The sequence below is a fragment of the Streptomyces sp. NPDC051315 genome, from assembly GCF_044455165.1.
Classification (GTDB): domain Bacteria; phylum Actinomycetota; class Actinomycetes; order Streptomycetales; family Streptomycetaceae; genus Streptomyces.
This window is the reverse complement of sequence record NZ_JBITEN010000011.1, coordinates 142,714-162,919: the sequence shown is the minus strand read 5'-3', so window position 1 is coordinate 162,919 and position 20,206 is coordinate 142,714. Positions and strand designations below refer to the sequence as shown.

Here is a 20,206-nt window from a genome sequence, read left to right as displayed (position 1 = left end):
GCCGTCCGGCAGCACCGGCCCGCCCCCTCCGGGCGGGCCGAGGATCTCCACTGACGTAGGAAAGAGAGCAACACGACAGCCATGGCTGAGGCCCAGAACATCCCCGTGGGGTCGACCACCGCGGGCTCGATCGCGGTCGCCGCTGAGTCGACCGTCGTCTCGCGCATGAGCGCGCCCCCGTCCTTCGACGTGGCGGACTTCCCCGTCCCGCACGGCCGCGAGGAGGAGTGGCGGTTCACCCCGCTGGAGCGCCTGCGCGGACTGCACGACGGCACCGCCGTCGCGTCCGGCGACGGCGTGAAGGTCGAGGTCGACGCCCCCGCGGGTGTCGTCGTCGAGACCGTCGGCCGTGACGACGCCCGGCTCGGCAGGGCGGGCACCCCCGTGGACCGCGTGGCGGCGCAGGCCTACTCGTCGTTCGAGAAGGCCGGCGTGGTCACCGTCCCCAAGGAGACGGTGCTCACCGAGCCGATCCGCATCGCCGTCCACGGCCAGGGCGGCACCGCCTTCGGCCACCAGGTCATCGAGCTGGGCGCCTTCGCCGAGGCCGTCGTCGTCATCGACCACACCGGTGACGCCGTGCTCGCCGCCAACGTCGACTACATCCTCGGCGACGGCGCCAAGCTGACCGTCGTCTCGGTTCAGGACTGGGACGACAAGGCCGTCCACGTCGCCCAGCACAACGCCCTCGTCGGCCGGGACGCCTCCTTCAAGTCCGTGGTCGTCACCTTCGGCGGCGACGTCGTACGTCTGCACCCGCGCGTCGAGTACGCCGGCACCGGTGGCGAGGCCGAGCTCTTCGGCCTGTACTTCACGGACGCCGGGCAGCACCAGGAGCACCGCCTCCTGGTCACCCACAACACCCCGCACTGCAAGTCGAACGTCGTCTACAAGGGCGCGCTCCAGGGCGACGCGGCGCACGCGGTGTGGATCGGCGACGTGCTCATCGAGGCCAAGGCCGAGGGCACCGACACCTACGAGATGAACCGCAACCTGGTCCTCACGGACGGCGCGCGCGTGGACTCGGTCCCCAACCTCGAGATCGAGACGGGCGAGATCGTCGGCGCGGGCCACGCCTCCGCCACCGGCCGCTTCGACGACGAGCAGCTCTTCTACCTGATGGCCCGCGGCATCCCGGAGCACGAGGCCCGGCGTCTCGTGGTCCGCGGCTTCTTCGCCGAGCTGGTCCAGCAGATCGGTGTCCAGGACATCGAGGACCGCCTGATCGCCAAGATCGAAGAGGAGCTGGAGGCGTCGGTCGCATGACGTCGTTCGTACGCGCCTGTGGGCTGAGCGAGCTGGAGGAGGACACCCCGAAGCGGGTGGAACTCGACGGCACGCCGGTCTCGGTCGTCCGTACCGAGGGGGAGGTGTTCGCCATCCACGACATCTGCTCCCACGCGAACGTCTCGCTCTCCGAGGGCGAGGTGGAGGACTGCCAGATCGAGTGCTGGCTGCACGGCTCCGCGTTCGACCTCCGCACCGGCAAGCCGTCCGGCCTTCCCGCGACGCGCCCCGTCCCCGTATACCCCGTAAAGATCGAAGGGGACGACGTGCTCGTCTCCCTCACCCAGGAGTCCTGAGGCACCCATGGCAACGCTTGAAATCCGAGACCTGCACGTCACCGTCGAGGTCGAGAACGGCACGAAGGAAATCCTCAAGGGTGTCGATCTCACCGTGAAGCAGGGCGAGACGCACGCCATCATGGGCCCCAACGGCTCCGGCAAGTCGACCCTCGCCTACTCCCTCGCGGGCCACCCGAAGTACACGATCACCGGCGGCACCGTCACCCTCGACGGCGAGGACGTCCTGGAGATGTCCGTCGACGAGCGCGCCCGCGCCGGCCTCTTCCTGGCGATGCAGTACCCGGTCGAGGTCCCCGGCGTCTCGGTCTCCAACTTCCTGCGCACCTCCGCCACCGCCATCCGCGGCGAGGCTCCCAAGCTGCGCACCTGGGTGAAGGAGGTCAAGGAGGCCATGGAGCGTCTCCACATGGACCCCGCCTTCGCCGAGCGCAACGTCAACGAGGGCTTCTCCGGCGGTGAGAAGAAGCGCCACGAGATCCTCCAGCTCGAACTGCTCAGGCCGAAGGTCGCGATCCTCGACGAGACCGACTCCGGCCTCGACGTCGACGCGCTCCGGGTCGTCTCCGAGGGCGTCAACCGCGTCCGCGAGACCGGCGAGGTCGGCACCCTGCTGATCACGCACTACACGCGCATCCTGCGCTACATCAAGCCCGACCACGTCCACGTCTTCTCCGGCGGTCGCATCGTCGAGTCCGGCGGCGCGGAGCTCGCCGACAAGCTGGAGAACGAGGGCTACGAGGCATACACGAAGGGTGGCGCATCCGCGTGACACAGCTGCCGGGCCTCCTCGACACCGAGGCGATCCGCAAGGACTTCCCCATCCTGGACCGACTGGTCCACGACGACCGGAAGCTCGTGTACCTGGACAACGCGGCGACCTCGCAGAAGCCGCGCCAGGTGCTGGACGCCCTGAGCGAGTACTACGAGCGGTACAACGCCAACGTCCACCGCGGTGTGCATGTCCTCGCCGAGGAGGCCACGGCGCTGTACGAGGGCGCGCGCGACAAGGTCGCGGAGTTCATCAACGCGCCCAGCCGCGACGAGGTGATCTTCACCAAGAACGCCTCCGAGTCGCTGAACCTCGTGGCGAACATGCTGGGCTGGGCCGACGAGCCCTACCGCGTGGACTCCGAGACCGAGATCGTCATCACCGAGATGGAGCACCACTCCAACATCGTGCCCTGGCAGCTGCTGTCGCAGCGCACGGGCGCGAAGCTGAAGTGGTTCGGCCTCACGGACGACGGCCGCCTCGACCTGTCGAACATCGACGAGGTCATCACGGAGAAGACGAAGATCGTCTCCTTCGTCCTGGTGTCGAACATCCTCGGCACGGTCAACCCGGTCGAGGCGATAGTGCGCCGTGCGCAGGAGGTCGGGGCCCTGGTCCTGATCGACGCCTCGCAGGCGGCGCCGCACATGCCCCTCGACGTCCAGGCCCTCCAGGCCGACTTCGTGGCCTTCACCGGCCACAAGATGTGCGGTCCGACGGGCATCGGCGTCCTCTGGGGCCGGCAGGAGCTCCTCGAGGACCTGCCCCCGTTCCTCGGCGGCGGCGAGATGATCGAGACCGTGTCGATGCACTCGTCGACGTACGCCCCGGCGCCCCACAAGTTCGAGGCGGGCACGCCGCCGGTCGCGCAGGCGGTCGGCCTGGGCGCGGCGATCGACTACCTGACCTCGATCGGCATGGACCGGATCCTCGCCCATGAGCACGCGCTCACCGAGTACGCGGTGAAGCGGCTGGCGGAGGTCCCGGACCTGAGGATCATCGGCCCGACCACGGCCGAGGACCGGGGTGCGGCGATCTCCTTCACGCTGGGCGACATCCACCCGCACGACGTGGGCCAGGTGCTGGACGAGCAGGGCATCGCTGTCCGGGTGGGTCACCACTGCGCCCGACCCGTCTGCCTGCGCTACGGAATTCCCGCGACCACGCGAGCGTCGTTCTATCTGTACTCCACGCCTGCCGAGATCGACGCGCTGGTCGAGGGCCTGGAGCACGTACGGAACTTCTTCGGCTGAGGGGCGTGCTGACAAGGTGAAGCTGGACTCCATGTACCAGGAAGTCATCCTGGACCACTACAAGAACCCGCACGGGCGTGGTCTTCGGGAGGGCGACGCCGAGGTACACCACGTCAATCCCACGTGCGGCGACGAGATCACTCTGCGCGTGAAGTACGACGGCACGACGATCGAGGACGTCTCGTACGAGGGCCAGGGCTGCTCCATCAGCCAGGCGAGCGCGTCCGTGCTGAACGAGCTCCTCGTCGGCAAGGACCTGTCCGACGCGCAGAGGATCCAGGAGACCTTCCTGGAGCTGATGCAGTCCAAGGGCCGGATCGAGCCGGACGACGCGATGGAGGAGGTGCTGGAGGACGCGGTCGCGTTCGCCGGTGTCTCCAAGTACCCGGCCCGGGTCAAGTGCGCCCTCCTGAGCTGGATGGCGTGGAAGGACGCGACGGCCCAGGCGCTGGGCGCCGACGCCGAAAGGAAGACGGCATGAGCGAGACCGTGGAGATGAAGCCGGCCTCGGAGGAGGAACTCCGCGAGGCCCTGATGGACGTCGTCGACCCCGAGCTGGGCATCGACGTCGTCAACCTCGGCCTGATCTACGGCATCCACATCGACGACTCCAATGTGGCGACCGTCGACATGACCCTGACCTCCGCGGCCTGCCCGCTGACGGACGTCATCGAGGACCAGGCCAAGTCCGCCACGGACGGTCTGGTCAGCGAGTTGCGCATCAACTGGGTCTGGATGCCGCCGTGGGGCCCGGACAAGATCACGGACGACGGGCGCGAGCAGCTTCGGGCGCTCGGCTTCAACGTCTGAGGTCCACCGACACGGGAAAGCGGCGACACCCACCGGGTGCCGCCGCTTTCCCCTTGTCGCGGACCGGGGCTCAGGCAAGCCCCTCCACCAGCCGGAAGGCCGAGTCGGCGCCGTACTGGCCGTTGTGCTCGTAGCGCTGCAGCTTCAGCTGGAAGCGCTCGTGACGCAGGAAGTGGCCGGGGTAGTTCACCGACTCCAGCGCGATCACGCCCGAGGAGGTGGCGCGGGCGCAGAAGGTGGCGTCCTGCCGGAAGAGGGCCGAACCGTCGTCGCGGTCCTTGACCAGGACGAAGCTGCGGTGGCGCAGATAGGTGCCGTCCGAGGTGCGGAAGGAGTGGCAGGAGGAGTGGGCGAGGCCCTTGACCAACGTGAAGGTGGAGTCCTCCCGTTGCTCGCGTCCGGAGCCGATCACGTCGAGCCGTACGGAGCCGTCGCTCAGATGCCAGTACCGGTCGGGGTAGTTGACCGACTGCACGGACCGCCGCACGGCGGCCGGCTCGGAGCCGGACGTCCCCCTGGTCGGCGAGGCCGTCGGCGCGGACGCGGGGGCGGACGTACGCGGTGACGAACTGCCCTGCGGCCGGGGCGAGGCGGACACCGAGGCCGACGCGGACGGCGACGGGCTCCCGCTCCCTGCCGACGGCGTGGGGGATCCGCTCGCGGAGGGGGAGGCGAAGGAGATCAGCCCCGCGGAGGTCTCCTTGTCGGACGTCGTCCGGCCCCGACCGGCGGCTGACGTCCCGTCAGCGGGCTGGTCGTTGAGGCCGATCGCCGTCACGCAGGCCACGATGGTGGCCACGGCGAGCGCGCCGGCCAGCCACAGCCGTCGCGTTCCGGGTGCCCGGGAGGTGTCCGGGGCCCAACCGTTCTCCCAGGGGTGGTCCAGGGAAGGCCGGGACTCGTTGTCTGGCATGCGCTGTTCCTCTCGCGGCGCCCCTGACGGCGGCCGCGGCTGCGATGGCCCGGTATGTGAACGGTGAAACAGTAGTGGAACGTGTGACTCACGAGTAGCTGTTTGAGTGAGCGGTTTCCACAACGTTCTCTCACCGCCCGTCGCGACGACGTGAGAGGCCGTCAGCCTCAAGTCCCCCGTTGGGTACGTTCGTCCGCATGGGATATGCGACCCCCGCCGGAGCCGTCGCGGCCGAGGCGGCCCCGACCACCGCCATGAAGTAAAGCCAGGGCTTCACCAGGTTCTGGCCCACCCTCCCTGACGGCGCTCGGATACGTCGTCTCCCTCGTCCTGCTCGCCCAGACCCTGAAGTCGGTCGGGATCGGCACGGCCTTGCGATCCGGTCCGGCGTCGGCACCGCGGCGAGGCGCCGTCCTCGGCCTCGTCCTCTTCGACGAGGCCCTCACCTGCACCAGGAGTGGCGGGATCCTGCTGATCGTCGGGGGAGTGGTGGTCCCTCACCTCGGGGGCGCGCACTGACGCGTCGAGCTGGAGTACGAGCTCTGTCCCACCGCCCCGCGCCGCCCCGCGTCCCGTCGCCGCCGAGTGGGCCGAGGACGTCACCGACCGGCTCGCCCGCCGCACCGACCCCGTCACGGCACGCGCGCCGGTGGCGCTGACGGACGGCACCGGCCTCCAGGTGCCCTGACGGGCACCCCGTACGACGAGGAGTACGCCCGGGACATGCCGGCCCGGCTCGTTGCGGCACCGGGCACCGCGCGTCCCGCACGGTCCGCCCGCGGCCGGCGGCGGGCGTGAGCCGCGGGCTCCCGCCCGCCACCTGAGACACCACCCCGCTGGTTAGCGTCCCCGCCCCCCCGCCGGTTAGGTTTCCCTCATGACCGACACCACTGCTCCTCGCACCACCGGCGCCGCGGCCGCCGGGCTCGCCACCATCGCCGCCGACGGCACGATCCTCGACACCTGGTTCCCCGCGCCCGAGCTGGTCGCGGAGCCCGGCCCCTCCGGCACCGAGCGGCTGTCCGCCGAGCGTGCCGCGGAGCTGCTCGGCGGAGGCGCGACCGCGGCGACCGGCCCGGACGCCCGCCGGGGCGTCGAGGTGGTCGCGGTCCGTACGGTCATCTCCTCCCTGGACGAGAAGCCGGTCGACGCGCACGACGTCTACCTGCGCCTGCACCTTCTCTCCCACCGCCTGGTCAAGCCGCACGGCCAGAGCCTCGACGGCATCTTCGGCTTCCTCGCCAACGTCGCCTGGACCTCCCTCGGCCCGGTCGCGGTCGACGACATCGAGAAGGTCCGCCTCAACGCGCGCGCCGAGGGCCTGCACCTGCAGGTGACGTCGATCGACAAGTTCCCGCGCATGACGGACTACGTGACCCCCAAGGGCGTCCGCATCGCCGACGCCGACCGCGTCCGCCTCGGCGCGCACCTCGCCGAGGGCACGACCGTCATGCACGAGGGCTTCGTCAACTTCAACGCGGGCACGCTCGGCACGTCGATGGTCGAGGGCCGCATCTCGGCCGGCGTGGTCGTCGGCGACGGCTCGGACATCGGCGGCGGCGCCTCCACCATGGGCACCCTCTCCGGTGGCGGCAACGTGATCATCTCCATCGGCGAGCGCTGCCTCATCGGCGCCGAGGCGGGCGTCGGCATCGCCCTCGGCGACGAGTGCGTGGTCGAGGCCGGCCTCTACATCACCGCGGGCACCCGCGTGACGATGCCCGACGGCCAGATCGTCAAGGCCCGCGAACTCTCCGGCGCCTCCAACATCCTCTTCCGCCGCAACTCGGTCACCGGCACGGTCGAGGCCCGTCCGAACAACGCGGTGTGGGGCGGCCTGAACGAGATCCTGCACAGCCACAACTGAGCGGCGGCGGCCGTGACCTGCGGCCGCCGTGCACGATCAGCGTCCTGACCTGCCGTCCGTCCGTCGGCGGCGGTCGACGCCGGTCGTCACCGAGCGCCCTGCCACGGCCGGAGGACGGCCCGGGAGGGCGCTCGCGCGTGCGGTGGCCTCCCGCGCCGCCGCACGGTCCCGCCGCCCCGTCCCGCCGCCCGGTCCCCGCGGCCGGCTGCTGCGAACGGGACCCCTCGCGGGCGCCGACCGGGGTCGGCCCCGGTCACCCGGAGGCCGGGGCGCCGTCGGCCGCGTCGGTGGAGCGCAGCAGGCGCAGGAACGCCTTCACGCCCGCGATGATCTCCTGGTTGTCGGTGAGGCGGTTCACCGTGGACTCGAACTCCCTGCCCAGCGCGGCGATCCTGCGGCCCGTCTCCTCGGTCCGCTCGTACGTGCTCACGGCCAGCGCGTCCACGGCGCGGCGCAGTTCGGCGAGGGCTCGGTACTGTTCCTCCGCCTTCTCCTCCAGGACCCGTGTCCCGGCCTCGGCGCGGTCCAGCCGGGCGTGCAGCTCGACGACGTCGTCCCGCGGATACGTGACGTCGGTGAGGAGGGTGCCGAGGCGCCGCCGGAGCTGGCCGAAGTAGGCGCCGGCCGGACGGAAGAAGGTGCTCAGCAGGAAGAACGCGGCGAACCAGTACCCCGTGAACGCGCCCGTCGCCCAGGTGACCGCGAGGACCACCGCCGCCGTCAGGACGTGGCCCGCGACCGCCGCCCGGAGCATCGTGCGGGCGATGCGCGTGGCCTCGGCGTCCCGGGCCGTGGAGACCTCCATGCCCTTCTCACGGCTCACCGCGATCTCGGCCAGCACCGCATGCGCGCGGAAGTACAGGTTCCAGGGCAGCGTGAGCAGGAGCAGCAGCCACAGAAGGCTCAGCACGCCCGCCCCGACGGCGAACACCACCGCGGGCGGTGTCCCCGCCACACAGGCGAGGACCAGTGCCGCGGCCGCCGCCACGACGGCCACCAGCGCCCCCAGGAACCTGCCCATGCCCCGCCTTCCGTCGTACGTCGACACGGCCCATCGTCCTCGGCCCGGCGCGGGCCGGCATGAGTAGCCGTACTCAGTGCGGCGCGCGGTGTCCGCCCGCGGACGGTGGCCCCGGGTGCGGCCTTCCCCCACCGGGAGTGCGCCGTGTCAGTCCCGTGGCGTGGCGGCGAACCGCCTCGGTGCCTCGACGTCCAGTTCCCGGAGCCCGGTCCGTGGACCGACGCGGTGCGGCAGGACCGGTGCGGGGTGGTGGCGGGCGACGCGGGCCTCTTCGGCGGGTGACTGGCCCGTACCCGGGGTTCAGCCAGGCCCGCAGGGGGCGGCCGGGCCGGACGCAGGCCCTGATCGCCGTGCAGCCGGCGGGCCGCCTCTCGGGCTGCGCGGCGTACGGGCCGAGGGGGCCGTCGACGTCGAGGACGGCAGAGGGCGCTTCATCCGCTCACGGGTATGGCGCAGCCGGGAGGCGCCGGGGAGCAGCGCCTCGTTCTCAGGCGGACACGAGCCGGTCGTGAGCGGCCCGCAGCGCGTCGCGTGTCCCGCGTCCGGCGGGGCGCAGCGGTGGCCGGACCGGACCGGCCGGCAGGCCCAGGTCGTCCAGCAGGGCCTTGGCGGTGACGGTGCCCGGCAGACCCGCGGCCATCAGCAACTCGATGAGCTCCATGGCCTGTCGCTGCAGACGGGCGGCCCCGCCGGTGTCGCCCGCGTCGAACGCGTCGACGATGGCCCGGAGTCGGTCCGGTACGACGTTGGCGACGGTACTGACGTAGCCCACGGCACCCACCGCGTACAGCGCGAGGATCTGTTCGTCGCAGCCGGCGTAGTACGCCAACTCCGTTCGGGACAGCACCTTCTGGGTGCCGAGGAGGTCGTAGGCGCAGTCCTTCACGGCGACGATCCGGGGATGCCCGGCGAGCCGGACCATCGTCTCCGGCTCGATGCGGGTGCCGGTGCGGCCGGGGATGTCGTACAGCATGACGGGCAGCCCGCACGCGTCCGCGACCTCCAGGAAGTGGGCCTCCAGAGCGTCCTGCGGCGGGCGGCTGTAGTACGGGCTGACCACCAGCACTCCGTCCGCGCCCGCCTTCTCGGCGGCGAGGGCGAGGGCGACGGTGTGCCGGGTGTCGGCGCTTCCCACGCCCGCCACCAGGGGGACCCGGTCGCCGACGGCCGCGCGGACGGCCCGGACCAGCTCGGTCTTCTCGGCGTCGGTGGTCGTCGGCGACTCACCCGTCGTCCCGGACAGCACCAGCCCGTCGCAGCCTCGCGCCACCAGCCGCGCGGCCAGCCGCTGGGCGCCGTCCAGGTCGAGGGCGCCCGCCTCGGTGAAGGGCGTGATCATCGCGCAGAGGGCGCGGCCGAAGGGTGCGCTGAGGGGGCGTGCGGTCGTCATGGGAGTAGTGTCGGCAGCGTCACCGTGAAGCTCAACTTAAATCTTCTACGAGGTATGAGTAAGGGATGCTGTGACATTGTCCTGGGGGCGACAGAGCGGGCGGTGCCGTACGCGACGCGGCGGGTGCGCCGAACCGGCCTCGGCACCACCCCCGTTGTCTCCTGGCACGACGGTGTCAGGAGCCGGTCCGCGAGGCCCGGCGAGCGCGGCTGCGGCGGGACGGCGCAGGGGTAGTGGCGGCCCGCCGGGGTACCCGGGTGTTCCGAAACCGAGAGGAGGCGGAACACCGTGACCGGGACCATGCACACCCGGCCCGTCCAGGACGGGCACCACACGGTCGGCGAACTCGTCGGCCAGGCCACCGAGCAGCTTTCCCGGCTCGTACGGCAGGAGATCGCCCTGGCCAAGGAGGAACTCGCAGAGAAGGGCCGTCGTGCCGGCCGCGGCGGCGGTCTGCTCGGAGCGGCGGGCGCGTTCGCCTACGCGGGCCTGCTCGCCCTCGCCGGCACGGGTGTCGCCGCCCTCTCGCTGGCGCTGCCCGTCTGGGCCGCGGCGCTCATCGTGACGGCGGTGCTGTTCGTGATCGCCGCCGTACTGGCCGCGATCGGCCGCGGCCAGCTGCGCCGGGCCGCACCTCCCACCCCCGAGGAAGCCCTCGGCAGCGTCAGGGCGGACGTCGAGGAGATCAGGGAAAGGGCGCACCGATGACGGACAGGACAGGGCCGGACGGCAGGGCGACCGGGAGCGGCGGCACCGCGGAGCTGCGTCGGCAGATCGTGGAGACCAGGCACCAGCTGGGTCAGACGGTGGAGGAGCTGGCCGCGAAGACGGACATCCGGGGCCGGGCACGGGCCCGCGCGGCCGACCTCCGCGACCGCGCCGGCGCGATGACGGTCCAGCTCCGCAGCACCGCCGCCCAGGCGAGCCACACCGTCCAGGGCAAGGCGAAGGGCGCGGGCCACGCCGTCCAGGACCGGGCCAAGGGTGCCGGTCACACCCTTCAGGACAAGGCGAAGCAGACCGGTCACACCCTCCAGGACAAGGCGAGGGAGACCGGACACACCCTCCAGGACAGGACCACCCACGCCCGCCACCCCGTCGAGCACCGTGTTCCCGGGCCGCTGCGCGTGCCGGTGCAGTTCGCGGTGCGGCATCCGCGGCCGGTGGTGATGGTGGCGGCGGGCGCGACGCTCGCCGCGGCGGCCGTGCTGACCTGGCGCAGGGCCGGTCACTAGAGAGCCGCGGGCCGGGCGTCACCGGACGACCGGGCGACGGCCGGAAGGGCCCGGCACCCCCACCGCGGGTGCCGGGCCCTTCGCCTGCCCCCGCGGCCGCCGCTCCCTCGTCCCCGCCTCTGCCTCACCGGCGCGCGGCCTTCCACACGCCGCCCCCACGGCGCGCCCCGCACCAGGCCGTCCGCAGCCGCGCCGGCCACTTGCGGACGTCACGGGGTTCCACGTACGGCTCCGCCGCCGTCCGTCCGCCCCGGACCACCGCCCGCTCGTGGGCCAGCTCCGCGTCGAACTCCAGCCCCAGCAGGATCGCCAGGTTGCTCAGCCACAGCCACACCAGGAAGACGACGGCACCGGCGAGCGTGCCGTACGTCCGGTTGTACAGGGAGAAGTTGGCCGCGTAGACCGCGAAGCCGGCGGAGGCGCAGAGCCAGATCAGCGTGGCGACGACGCTGCCGGGGGAGATCCAGCGGAAGCCGCGGCCACGGACGTTGGGGGCCGCCCAGTACAACAGGCCGATCATCAGCGTGACCAGGAGGAAAAGCACCGGCCACTTGGCGACGTCCCACACCGCGATCACCGCGTCGCCGATGCCCACCAGCCGGCCCGCCCGCTCCGCCACCGGACCGGTGAACACGACGATCAGCGCGCTCACCGCCAGCATCAGCATCAGCGTCACGGTCAGCGCCAGCCGCAGCGGGGTCAGCTTCCACACCGGGCGGCCCTCCGGCAGGTCGTACACCGCGTTGGACGCCCGGATGAACGCGGCGACGTACCCGGACGCCGACCACAGGGCGGCGAGCAGGCCGACGACCGCGAGCACGCTCCCGGTGCCGCCGCTGTCGCCGAGCTGGACCACCGCGTCCCGCAGGATGTCCCGGGCGGGACCCGGCGCCAACTCACCCGTGTTGTCGAGGATCTGGTCCGTGGCCCGCTGTCCCACGACGCCCAGCAGCGACACCATCACCAGCAGCGCCGGGAACAGCGACAGCACACCGTAGTACGTCAACGCGGCGGCACGGTCGGAGAGTTCGTCGTCGAGCAGCTCCTTCGCCGTGCGCCGCGCCACCGCCCACCACGACCGTGCGGGCAATCGGCCGGGACTGTCCCTGCCGTCCATGTCGTCCGTGTCTTCGTCCATGTCCGGCGGGTTGCCCGAAAGCGGGCCGCGAACCGCGGACTTGACCTGAATCATGGTTGAGGTCGGAACGTGGTGGACATGACTCGTCGTACCGACACCCACCCCGACGTCACCGACCCGCGCGTCGGCGCCCCCTTCTTCAGCACCTGGCGCGTCGGCACACCCGAACGCCAGGCCAGGTCGGTCGAGGCCGTCGCGCACACCTGGGAGCGGCGCCCCTGGCCCACCGCCGGCCTGCTCGGTTACCACCTCTACACCGGCCACGACGGCTCGACCCTGCTGCACCATTCCCGATGGACGAGCGAGCAGGCCTACGAGGCCTTCGTCAGGACCCACCGGCAGGAGCGCAACGACGAGATCGACACCGCCGTGCCCGGCATCGAGCGGCAGTGGCTCGGCCGCTACCGGCGCCACCGCAGCCGTGAGCGGGCCGCCGGCGACACCCGGGTCCCGGGACTGATCGTCACCGTACGGATCGACTTCGAACCGGGCGCCGCCGAGTACCGCGCCGACTGGGCCGACCTCGTCCTGGAGTCCCTCGCCGACGACCCCGACGGCCACCGCGGCCTGATCTCCGCCCACTTCCACCTCAGCACCGACGGCACCCACGTCCTCAACTACGCCGAGTGGGAGAGCGCGCGGGCCTACGACGAGAGCGTGGCCGCGCCGGAGAAGGAGTCGTGGGAGCGGGTGCGGACGTACCCCGGGGTGAAGGGCCTCACCGGCAGCCGCTTCACCCACGCCGTCGGTCTCGTGCCGGACTGACGCCCGGCGGACGCCCGGCGGACGCCCGGCGGACGTGCGGCGGACGTGCGGCGGACGTGCGGCGGACGTGCGGCGGACGTGCGGCGGGGCCGCCCGGACGGGTGTCCGGGCGGCCCCGCGCCGTGCTCCGGCCGGCGTCACGGCTTGAAGCGCAGCACCTGCGGGTCGTGGTCGCTGATCTGGTCGTTGAACTCCGCGTTGATGTGCACGCTGTCGTACTCGAAGTCGCAGCCGCGCCGGATCGACGGGCTGACCAGGATCTGGTCGAGGACCTGGCTGTTGCCCTGGTAGACGTACGAGTAACGCTCGCTCCTGGGCAGCGACTTGATCGCCGACCACAGCTCGCCGTCACCCTCGAGGATGTCGGCGGTGCCGGAGAACTCGAAGTCGTTGATGTCGCCGAGGGCTATGACGTCCGCGTTCTTCTGGGTGTCGAGGATGTCCTTGACGAAGGCGTTGACGAGCGCCGCCTGCTGGTGGCGCTGGGTCTCGGAGCTGCGCGCCACCGGCTGGTACTGCGCGGTCAGCCCCTGGTCGCCGCCCTTGGAGTTGAAGTGGTTGGCGATCACGAAGACCGTGCGGCCCCGGAAGGCGAACTCGCCGACCAGCGGCTTGCGGCTGGAGTTCCAGGCCGCGTTCGCCGGGTCGATACGGCCCGGTGAGACCGTCAGGGCCGCCTTGCCGCGCTCCGTGGTGACACCGACGGCGGTCGTGGCGTCGCCGCCCGCGCGGTCGGTGAAGGAGACGCGGTCCGGGTTGAAGAGGAACACCTGGCGGATGTTGCCGCCCGGCTCGCCGCCGTCGGTGTTGTTCGCCGGGTCGACCGCGCGCCAGTCGTACCGGGGGCCGCCCGCGGCGACGACCGCGTCGATCAGCTTGGTCACCGTCCGGTCGGCGGCCACGGTGCCGTCGTTGGTCGCGCCGTTGTTGTCCTGGATCTCCTCCAGGGACACGATGTCGGGCGACTTGAGGTTGTTCACGATCGCGGAGGCGTGCTCGGCGAACGTGGCGTCGGACGGGTCGAGGTTCTCGACGTTGTACGTCGCGACCGCCAGCTCGCCGTTCTTCTGCTTCCGCGTCGTCTCCCGCTCCAGGCCGGCGCTCTTCAGGGCGCCGATCTGGTGGGCGACGAGGGTGTAGCCGCCGAACTGGTTGTAGTCCAGCGGGCCCGCGGTGGTGCCGGTGAGCGTGTCACCGACGTTCGCCGTCGGGAAGTCGGCGACCTTGCCGAGCGACTGGATCATCAGCCGGCCGGTGTTCTGGGAGTCGTAGGAACCGTAGACCGTGCCGCCGCGGCGGTTGCGGTTCTCCCACGGCTTCACCGTGACCCACAGCTCGGTGTACGGGTCGGTCGCGCCGACCACCCGCACGTCGCCGACCTGGATGTTCATGCCCTCCAGCGACTCGTAGTAGTCCAGGGCGTACGTGCCCGGCCGCAGGGTGAGGGCGTTGATCGAGTTGTTCGCGGCCGGGTCGCCCGCCGGGGCGTACGCCGCCGGGACCGACGTCGCGCCGACGACGGTGGCGGCCGGGACCGCGTTGCCGCCGGAGACCACGGTCACCGTGGGGCGGACGATCTCCGTCACCGCCTGGTTGCCGGACGAGGTGCCGCCCGGGACGAACTCCGAGACCGTGCCGGAGACGGTGACCGCGTCGCCGACGGCGACCTTCGGGGTGGAGCTGGTGAAGACGAAGACGCCCTCGCTGGTCGCCGGGTCGGCGTCCGGGTTCGGGTCCTGGATCCAGAAGCCCCTGGAGGAGCCGTAGGTGCGCACGCCGGTGACGATTCCGGTCACGTCCGTGACCTGCTTGCCGGCGTACGGCGAGATGCGCGTGGTGCCCTGGATGTCATGAATCCGTACGGAGTCCGCGTGCGCGGGCGCGGCGATGACGACGGTGGACGCCGCGGAGCACACGGCGGCGACGGTGAGCGCGGCGAGGCGCGCGGAAGACCTGCTAGGCAACGGGTTCCCTCCGGGGACGTGCATGAGCGCCGGGACGAGGGTGAGGCGTGGGGCGCGGACGCGCGTAGAAAACAGTGAACACCTGTCCCCCCAACTTCTACGCGCGTCAATCTCCTGCCTGCTCAGGCCACTTGTCAAGGTTTCAGCCATGTACGGAAGCCGACCGGGAGATGAACCGGGCGGCATGGGTGGAAATCCGTCTAGGCTGAGCGGTTGAGTGGCACGACGCGTCCGAGGAGAACCAGCCGATGTCAGACAGCTCCCCCCTGCCGCCCGTACGGCTGCACCCCGAAGCGGAGCTGGCGCGCGACGCGCTGTCGACCCCGTTGCTCTCCCGTGCCGTCCGCCTCGCCCGCTGGGCCGGACCCGACACCCGCGTCGACGCCGGCGGCGGACTGGTCGACGAGCAGCTGCCGGCCGCCGCCGAGGTCCTCGGACTGACCGGCGACGAGGCCGCCGCCCACGCGAGCGAGGCCTGGCGGATCGCCGTGGACGCCGGACTCGTCGAGGTCACCGACGAGGAGGCCGGCACCGTCACCGCCGGCGAGGACCTCGCCCGGCTGACCGGGGGATCCCCGCACGACGTGCTCGCGGTCTGGCTCGCCGCCCTCGAGGCGGTGCTCGCCGACGCGAGCGTGCCCGACCTCGACGAGCTGGTCGAGGCCATGGACGAGGGGGGCGAGGTCGACTTCTCCCGGCTCGACTGGGACCCCGAGCGTGAGGCCGCCTTCCTCGACGGCGTGCTCGGCAACCTCTACCTGCTCACCGTCAACGAGGACGGCCCCGGCGACGGCCCGGTGCCGCTGCCCGCGCTCGCCGCCTCCATGATCGTCCCCGGGGACATGGGCGAGCCCACCAACGACATACTGGAGCAGGTCTCCGAGGCGATGATGCGCCTCGACGACCAGTTCCGGCTCCTGGAGCCGATCGGGCTCGTCGTCTACCAGCCCGTCGACGAGGCCCTCATGGGCGACCCCGAGGAGGAGCCCGCCTCCCCCGTCGACGAGACCGACGTCTCCCGCTACGGCATGGTCCGCCTCACCCCGCTCGGCGTGTACGGCCTGCGGGCCCGGCTGCTGGAGGCCGGCTTCCAGGCGCCCGCCGTCGGCGAACTCGCCGACAAGGGCGCCGACGCCCTCCTCGACGGCAGCGCCTCCTACGGGCCGCGCGCCGCGCGCGCCGAGACCGAGCAGTGGCTGGCCCGCCGCGAACCGGTCGCCGCCGCACGGGAGTTGCTCGCCGCCGCGCGCGGCGCGGACGAGGGCGCGCCGCTGCGCCGGCTCCGCTGCCAGCAGGCCCTCTCCCTCGTCGGCGGGCAGGCCGAACCGGCGGTACGGGAGGTGCTCGACGACCCCGAGCTCGGCGGCCTCGCCCGGGTCTGGCTGAGCGAGCTGGGCGCCGCCGACGTACCGGCCCCCTCCGAGGACCTCGTCTTCTGGCTCACCATCGACACCGTGGCCGCCCAACTGGCCGCCGAGGGCAACTCGGAGGAGCTCCAGGGACTCGTCGAGGGGCTCGCCCAGCAGCACAGCGGTTTCTTCGCGGCGGCCTGGCGGGTGGAGCATCCGGCCACGGCCGACGTCCTGGAGGCGATGGGGCGGCTCCACCCCGACAAGAGGATCGCCAAGGAGGCACGCAAGGCCGCCTTCAAGGCGCGCTCGCAGCAGGGCGGGTGAGAGGCGTTACCCCCTGCGGGGAGGGGGTCCGCGCGGTTCACGCAGGCGGGCCCCCGCGGTGATTCTCCGTTCCGCTCCGATCGGCACGGGCCGGAGATTATTCGTTCGCGGCCCGCGCTGCCTACAGTGAGATCACGACAGCGCACCTCCCGGTGCGATGGCAGCGGTTACTTCCTCTGTCCGAAGAATCCCGACCGCAGCCGACCTGATCTCGGGAGGCGCAGCATGCGGTGGGTGCCCGGAGCGCAGGCAACGGTTACTTCCTTTGGATCGGAGAGTTGCGGGTTCGAGTCCCGTCATCGACTTCGGGTCGATGTAGCTCAATGGGTAGAGCATCTGGCTGAGTCCGTCGCCGACTTCTGATCTCGGGCACCCTCCCTTTGCTGCGCCTCTCTGGCGAACGCACGGCATGCGAGGGAATTCGGGGGGAATTCGGCATGGCGCGCTTCAACATCCGGGCCGCCAAGGCGCAGCCCACTTCCGGGGTGCGGATCACGGGCCGCGTCCTGCGCACGCATGAGGGCGGCCGGGGCCACGAACGGGACGCACGCTCCGAGCTCTTCCTGCTCGCGGTGTCCCACTTCGTGACGCAGCGGACCTTCCACGAGAACGGCGCCGACCGCGACGACCGGTTCGCCCGCCTCGTGCGCGAGCTCGCCGTCCGTGACCCGACGTGGACGGCCGGCCTGCTCGGCTGGCTGCGCGGCGAGGGCAACCTGCGCACGGCCGCCGTCGTGGGCGCCACCGAGTACGTCAGGGCGCGCCTCGCGGCGGGCGCGACCGACGGTCCCTCCAACCGGCGGGTCGTCGACTCGGTGCTCCAGCGCCCGGACGAGCCCGGAGAACTGCTCGCGTACTGGACCGCGACCTACGGCCGCACCGTCCCCAAGCCCGTCAAGCGCGGCATCGCCGACGCCGTACGGCGCCTCTACGGCGGCACGTCGCTGCTGAAGTACGACACCGCGTCCCGCGGCTACCGCTTCGGCGACGTCCTGAACCTCGTGCACGCGGCGCCGGACCCGGACAAGCCGTGGCAGGGCGAGCTCTTCCGGTACGCCCTGGACCGCCGGCACCACCCGGACACCGCCGTACCGCCCGCCTCCAGCCGGGTCCTGACCGCCCACCGCGAGCTGATGGCGCTGCCGGTCGAGGAGCGGCGCGCGGTCGTCACCTCCGAGGGCGGTGCCGAGCGGCTCGCCGCGGCCGGGATGACGTGGGAGGCGCTGGCGGGCTGGTTGCAGGGGCCGATGGACAAGGCGGCCTGGGAGGCCTTCATCCCGTCCATGGGTCCGATGGCGCTCGTGCGCAACCTGCGCAATGTCGACGAGGCCGGAGTCCGCGACGAGGTCGCGGCGCGGGTCGCGGCCCGGATCAGCGACCCGGCGGAGGTCGCGCGTTCGCGGCAGTTCCCCTTCCGGTACCTCGCCGCGTACCAGCACGCGCCGTCGCTGCGCTGGGCGTACCCGCTGGAACAGGCGCTCGGCCACTCGCTGGCCCACGTGCCCGCGCTGCCCGGCCGCACGCTGGTGCTCGTCGACCGCTCGGGCTCGATGTCCTTCTCGCGGCTGTCGGACCGCTCCGACCTCAACCGCGCCGACGCGGCGGCGGTCTTCGGTACGGCGCTCGCGCTGCGGGCGGCGGACGCGGACCTGGTCGAGTTCGGGACCGGCAGCAACCGCGTGCCGTTCCGCACGGGCGAGTCGGTGCTGAAGGTCCTGGAGCGCTTCGGCGAACTGGGCGGCACCGACACGACCGGGGCGGTGCGCGCGCACTACCGCGGGCACGACCGGGTGCTGATCGTCACCGACGAGCAGTACGCGTTCAGCCGGCACGGCTCACCGACCGAGCAGGTCCCGGCCACGGTGCCGGTGCACACCTGGAACCTCGCCGGGTACCGCGCGGGCCACGGCCCGTCGGGGGAGGGGAACCGGCACACCTTCGGAGGCCTGTCGGACGCGGCTTTCCGGATGGTGCCCCTGCTCGAAGCGGCCCGGGACGCCGACTGGCCGTGGAGGGCCTGACCGTCCCGGCGCCCGGGGCCCGCACTCACTTCTGGTGCGGGCCCCTTTCCTCGCACAGCGTTGACATCTAACATTTCAGTCGTGGAGCCCCTACGACCCGTGCCCCGCACCCTCCTCAGGGAGCGCGCGTACGCCGCCCTCCGGGATGCCATCGTCACCGGCGAGATCGAGCCGGGCGCGGTGGTGCGGGACGCCGACCTCGCCGAGCGGCTCGGGCTGTCCCGGGCGCCGGTGCGCCAGGCCTTCTCGCGGCTCGTGGACGAGGGGCTGCTGGAGAGCAAGCCGCAGAGCTACACCCGGGTCACCCCGGTCGTCGCCGCCGACGTACGGGACGCGGCGGCCGTGGTCGGGGCGATGCACGAGCTGGTCGCCCGGACCGCGGTGCCCCGGCTCTTCGCGGCGGACGTCGAGGCGATGCGCGCCGCCAACGAGCGGTTCACCGCCGCCGTCGGCGCCGGTGACGTGGACGGCGCCCTGCGCGCGGACGACGACCTGCACGACGTCCTCGTCCGGGTCAGCGGCAACCGCGCGGCCGCCGCCACCGTGGCCCGCTACACCCCCCTGATCCGGCGGCTGGAGCGACGGCGCTTCGGCGAGGGCGGCACCTGCCGTTCGGCCGGGCTGCACGACCGGCTGATCGAGGCGTGCGCCGACGGTGACGTGGACGAGGCGGTCCGGGTCACGGCGGAGATCTGGCGCACCCTGGCCGACCTGGCCGAATCCGGCGACTGACCCGCCCCTGACCCTGCTGAGGGAGACCCCGATGTCCCGTGCCACGCCGTTTCCCGCGTACGAGCGTCACCCGTTGCTGTTCGGCCCCTCGCCGGTGCACCCGCTGCACCGGCTGACGGAACACCTCGGCGGTGCCTCGCTGTGGGCCAAGCGGGAGGACTGCAACTCCGGTGTCGCCTACGGCGGGAACAAGACGCGCAAGCTGGAGTACCTGGTCGCCGACGCGCTCGCGCAGGGCTGCGACACCCTCGTGTCGATCGGCGGGGTGCAGTCCAACCACACCCGGCAGGTCGCGGCGGTCGCCGCCCGGGCCGGGCTGAAGTGCGTGCTGGTGCAGGAGAGCTGGGTGGAATGGCCCGACTCCGTGTACGACAAGGTCGGCAACATCCTGATCAGCAGGCTCGCCGGGGCCGACGTGCGGCTGGTGCGGGCCGGGTTCGGGATCGGCTTCAAGGAGAGCTGGGAGCAGGCGCTGCGCGATGTCGAGGAGGCGGGCGGCAAGCCGTACGCCATCCCGGCCGGGGCCTCCGACCATCCGCTCGGCGGTCTCGGCTTCGCCGGCTGGGCCTACGAAGTGGCCGAGCAGGAGCGGGAGCTGGGCGTCTTCTTCGACACCGTGGTCGTCTGCTCGGTGACCGGGTCGACGCAGGCGGGCATGGTCGCCGGGTTCGCGGCCCTCGAGGAGGCGGGCGGACGCCCCCGGCGCGTGATCGGCGTCGACGCCTCCGCCCAGCCGGCCGAGACCCGGGCGCAGATCGCCCGCATCGCCCACCGCACCGGCCGGCTCATCGGCGTCGAACGGGAGCTGACCGAGGCGGACGTCGAGCTGGACGAGCGGTACCACGCCGGTGTCTACGGCGTCCCCGACGAGGTCACCCTGGAGGCGATGAAGCTCGCCGCGCGGACCGAGGGCATGGTCACCGACCCCGTCTACGAGGGGAAGTCGATGGCCGGGATGATCGACCTGGTCGCACGCGGCGAGATCGGCCGCGACTCCACCGTGCTCTACGCCCACCTGGGCGGGCAGCCGGCGCTGAACGCGTACAGCGCCCTGTTCTGAGAGCGG

Annotated in this window: 19 protein-coding genes and 2 pseudogenes; 16 read left to right on the top strand and 5 right to left on the bottom strand. The window is 72.1% G+C overall.

What is annotated here, in order from left to right; translation table 11 throughout:
- The first annotated feature begins 81 nt into the window (after positions 1 to 81).
- Genes sufD through ACIBBD_RS22100 form a run of 6 tightly spaced genes read left to right on the top strand, consistent with a single transcriptional unit; the run spans position 82 to position 4,418 of the window.
- On the top strand, positions 82 to 1,266 hold the full coding sequence (gene sufD / locus ACIBBD_RS22125) for a Fe-S cluster assembly protein SufD (protein WP_399421186.1): 1,185 nt from the start codon (positions 82 to 84) through the stop codon (positions 1,264 to 1,266).
- Positions 1,263 to 1,583 (top strand): non-heme iron oxygenase ferredoxin subunit, encoded by a 321-nt coding sequence (locus ACIBBD_RS22120; protein ID WP_250403840.1) that lies wholly within the window; start codon positions 1,263 to 1,265, stop codon positions 1,581 to 1,583. Before sufD ends, ACIBBD_RS22120 begins: the two co-directional genes overlap by 4 nt.
- A gap of 7 nt (positions 1,584 to 1,590) precedes the next feature.
- Positions 1,591 to 2,355, top strand: coding sequence for a Fe-S cluster assembly ATPase SufC (sufC, locus tag ACIBBD_RS22115; RefSeq protein WP_399421185.1), 765 nt, complete (start codon positions 1,591 to 1,593; stop codon positions 2,353 to 2,355).
- Positions 2,352 to 3,608: a cysteine desulfurase gene (locus tag ACIBBD_RS22110; protein WP_399421184.1), complete on the top strand. Its 1,257-nt coding sequence runs from the start codon at positions 2,352 to 2,354 to the stop codon at positions 3,606 to 3,608. The genes sufC and ACIBBD_RS22110 overlap by 4 nt, the downstream gene beginning before the upstream one ends.
- Positions 3,609 to 3,624: 16 nt before the next feature.
- Entirely contained in the window at positions 3,625 to 4,089 is a 465-nt protein-coding gene (gene sufU / locus ACIBBD_RS22105) for a Fe-S cluster assembly sulfur transfer protein SufU (protein ID WP_399421183.1), read from the top strand.
- The gene (locus ACIBBD_RS22100; RefSeq protein ID WP_073942328.1) at positions 4,086 to 4,418 is read left to right on the top strand and encodes a metal-sulfur cluster assembly factor; all 333 of its coding nucleotides are present in this window, start codon (positions 4,086 to 4,088) and stop codon (positions 4,416 to 4,418) included. Before sufU ends, ACIBBD_RS22100 begins: the two co-directional genes overlap by 4 nt.
- 70 nt (positions 4,419 to 4,488) lie before the next feature.
- Here the strand turns inward: ACIBBD_RS22100 and ACIBBD_RS22095 are convergent, their stop codons facing one another.
- Positions 4,489 to 5,331, bottom strand: coding sequence for an AbfB domain-containing protein (locus ACIBBD_RS22095; RefSeq protein ID WP_399421182.1), 843 nt, complete (start codon positions 5,329 to 5,331; stop codon positions 4,489 to 4,491).
- Positions 5,332 to 5,528: 197 nt separating this feature from the next.
- Here ACIBBD_RS22095 and ACIBBD_RS22090 point away from each other — a divergent pair.
- The 3 genes and pseudogenes from ACIBBD_RS22090 to dapD all read left to right on the top strand — a co-directional run bounded on the left by ACIBBD_RS22090 (position 5,529) and on the right by dapD (position 7,198).
- Positions 5,529 to 5,850 (top strand): annotated as a pseudogene (locus ACIBBD_RS22090) (DMT family transporter).
- A gap of 3 nt (positions 5,851 to 5,853) precedes the next feature.
- Positions 5,854 to 6,129, top strand: a pseudogene (locus tag ACIBBD_RS22085) (hypothetical protein); the annotation flags it as partial.
- A gap of 79 nt (positions 6,130 to 6,208) precedes the next feature.
- Positions 6,209 to 7,198, top strand: a complete 990-nt coding sequence (dapD, locus tag ACIBBD_RS22080; RefSeq protein WP_399421181.1) for a 2,3,4,5-tetrahydropyridine-2,6-dicarboxylate N-succinyltransferase — start codon at positions 6,209 to 6,211, stop codon at positions 7,196 to 7,198.
- A 253-nt stretch (positions 7,199 to 7,451) separates the two neighbouring features.
- Here the strand turns inward: dapD and ACIBBD_RS22075 are convergent, their stop codons facing one another.
- Positions 7,452 to 8,219 (bottom strand): hypothetical protein, encoded by a 768-nt coding sequence (locus tag ACIBBD_RS22075; protein WP_399421180.1) that lies wholly within the window; start codon positions 8,217 to 8,219, stop codon positions 7,452 to 7,454.
- A 487-nt stretch (positions 8,220 to 8,706) separates the two neighbouring features.
- Positions 8,707 to 9,609 carry a 4-hydroxy-tetrahydrodipicolinate synthase gene (dapA, locus tag ACIBBD_RS22070; RefSeq protein WP_399421179.1) on the bottom strand — a complete coding sequence of 301 codons (903 nt, stop codon included), beginning with the start codon at positions 9,607 to 9,609 and terminating at the stop codon, positions 8,707 to 8,709.
- Between the two features lie 288 nt (positions 9,610 to 9,897).
- Here dapA and ACIBBD_RS22065 point away from each other — a divergent pair, with 288 nt between their 5' ends.
- Both ACIBBD_RS22065 and ACIBBD_RS22060 read left to right on the top strand, forming a co-directional pair.
- Positions 9,898 to 10,317, top strand: a complete 420-nt coding sequence (locus tag ACIBBD_RS22065) for a phage holin family protein (protein WP_399421178.1) — start codon at positions 9,898 to 9,900, stop codon at positions 10,315 to 10,317.
- Positions 10,314 to 10,844, top strand: coding sequence for a DUF3618 domain-containing protein (locus ACIBBD_RS22060; RefSeq protein ID WP_399421177.1), 531 nt, complete (start codon positions 10,314 to 10,316; stop codon positions 10,842 to 10,844). Before ACIBBD_RS22065 ends, ACIBBD_RS22060 begins: the two co-directional genes overlap by 4 nt.
- Before the next feature lie 124 nt (positions 10,845 to 10,968).
- On the opposite strand, the gene ACIBBD_RS22055 is transcribed toward ACIBBD_RS22060, so the two are convergent.
- Complete coding sequence (locus ACIBBD_RS22055) at positions 10,969 to 11,982, bottom strand: YihY/virulence factor BrkB family protein (RefSeq protein WP_399421176.1); 1,014 nt, start codon at positions 11,980 to 11,982, stop codon at positions 10,969 to 10,971.
- 78 nt (positions 11,983 to 12,060) lie between these two features.
- Between ACIBBD_RS22055 and ACIBBD_RS22050 the strand changes: the two genes are divergently transcribed.
- Positions 12,061 to 12,747 (top strand): antibiotic biosynthesis monooxygenase, encoded by a 687-nt coding sequence (locus tag ACIBBD_RS22050; RefSeq protein ID WP_399421175.1) that lies wholly within the window; start codon positions 12,061 to 12,063, stop codon positions 12,745 to 12,747.
- Between the two features lie 137 nt (positions 12,748 to 12,884).
- Here ACIBBD_RS22050 and ACIBBD_RS22045 read toward each other — a convergent pair whose 3' ends face one another.
- Positions 12,885 to 14,711: an endonuclease/exonuclease/phosphatase family protein gene (locus ACIBBD_RS22045; RefSeq protein WP_399421174.1), complete on the bottom strand. Its 1,827-nt coding sequence runs from the start codon at positions 14,709 to 14,711 to the stop codon at positions 12,885 to 12,887.
- A 248-nt stretch (positions 14,712 to 14,959) separates the two neighbouring features.
- On the opposite strand from ACIBBD_RS22045, the gene ACIBBD_RS22040 reads away from it, so the two are divergent.
- The 4 genes from ACIBBD_RS22040 (at position 14,960) to ACIBBD_RS22025 (ending at position 20,200) form a co-directional block, all read left to right on the top strand.
- Positions 14,960 to 16,387, top strand: a complete 1,428-nt coding sequence (locus ACIBBD_RS22040) for a hypothetical protein (protein ID WP_399421173.1) — start codon at positions 14,960 to 14,962, stop codon at positions 16,385 to 16,387.
- A gap of 437 nt (positions 16,388 to 16,824) precedes the next feature.
- On the top strand, positions 16,825 to 18,408 hold the full coding sequence (locus ACIBBD_RS22035; protein ID WP_399421172.1) for a TROVE domain-containing protein: 1,584 nt from the start codon (positions 16,825 to 16,827) through the stop codon (positions 18,406 to 18,408).
- 81 nt (positions 18,409 to 18,489) lie between these two features.
- On the top strand, positions 18,490 to 19,140 hold the full coding sequence (locus tag ACIBBD_RS22030) for a GntR family transcriptional regulator (protein WP_399421171.1): 651 nt from the start codon (positions 18,490 to 18,492) through the stop codon (positions 19,138 to 19,140).
- A 31-nt stretch (positions 19,141 to 19,171) separates the two neighbouring features.
- Entirely contained in the window at positions 19,172 to 20,200 is a 1,029-nt protein-coding gene (locus tag ACIBBD_RS22025; RefSeq protein ID WP_399421170.1) for a 1-aminocyclopropane-1-carboxylate deaminase, read from the top strand.
- Positions 20,201 to 20,206: the final 6 nt, after the last annotated feature.

Coding starts and splice junctions, on each gene's coding strand:
- sufD (WP_399421186.1), top strand. CDS start 82: ATGGCTGAGGCCCAGAACATCCCCGTGGGGTCGACCACCGCGGGCTCG.
- ACIBBD_RS22120 (WP_250403840.1), top strand. CDS start 1,263: ATGACGTCGTTCGTACGCGCCTGTGGGCTGAGCGAGCTGGAGGAGGAC.
- sufC (WP_399421185.1), top strand. CDS start 1,591: ATGGCAACGCTTGAAATCCGAGACCTGCACGTCACCGTCGAGGTCGAG.
- ACIBBD_RS22100 (WP_073942328.1), top strand. CDS start 4,086: ATGAGCGAGACCGTGGAGATGAAGCCGGCCTCGGAGGAGGAACTCCGC.
- ACIBBD_RS22095 (WP_399421182.1), bottom strand. CDS start 5,331: ATGCCAGACAACGAGTCCCGGCCTTCCCTGGACCACCCCTGGGAGAAC.
- dapD (WP_399421181.1), top strand. CDS start 6,209: ATGACCGACACCACTGCTCCTCGCACCACCGGCGCCGCGGCCGCCGGG.
- ACIBBD_RS22075 (WP_399421180.1), bottom strand. CDS start 8,219: ATGGGCAGGTTCCTGGGGGCGCTGGTGGCCGTCGTGGCGGCGGCCGCG.
- dapA (WP_399421179.1), bottom strand. CDS start 9,609: ATGACGACCGCACGCCCCCTCAGCGCACCCTTCGGCCGCGCCCTCTGC.
- ACIBBD_RS22060 (WP_399421177.1), top strand. CDS start 10,314: ATGACGGACAGGACAGGGCCGGACGGCAGGGCGACCGGGAGCGGCGGC.
- ACIBBD_RS22055 (WP_399421176.1), bottom strand. CDS start 11,982: ATGGACGAAGACACGGACGACATGGACGGCAGGGACAGTCCCGGCCGA.
- ACIBBD_RS22050 (WP_399421175.1), top strand. CDS start 12,061: ATGACTCGTCGTACCGACACCCACCCCGACGTCACCGACCCGCGCGTC.
- ACIBBD_RS22040 (WP_399421173.1), top strand. CDS start 14,960: ATGTCAGACAGCTCCCCCCTGCCGCCCGTACGGCTGCACCCCGAAGCG.
- ACIBBD_RS22035 (WP_399421172.1), top strand. CDS start 16,825: ATGGCGCGCTTCAACATCCGGGCCGCCAAGGCGCAGCCCACTTCCGGG.
- ACIBBD_RS22025 (WP_399421170.1), top strand. CDS start 19,172: ATGTCCCGTGCCACGCCGTTTCCCGCGTACGAGCGTCACCCGTTGCTG.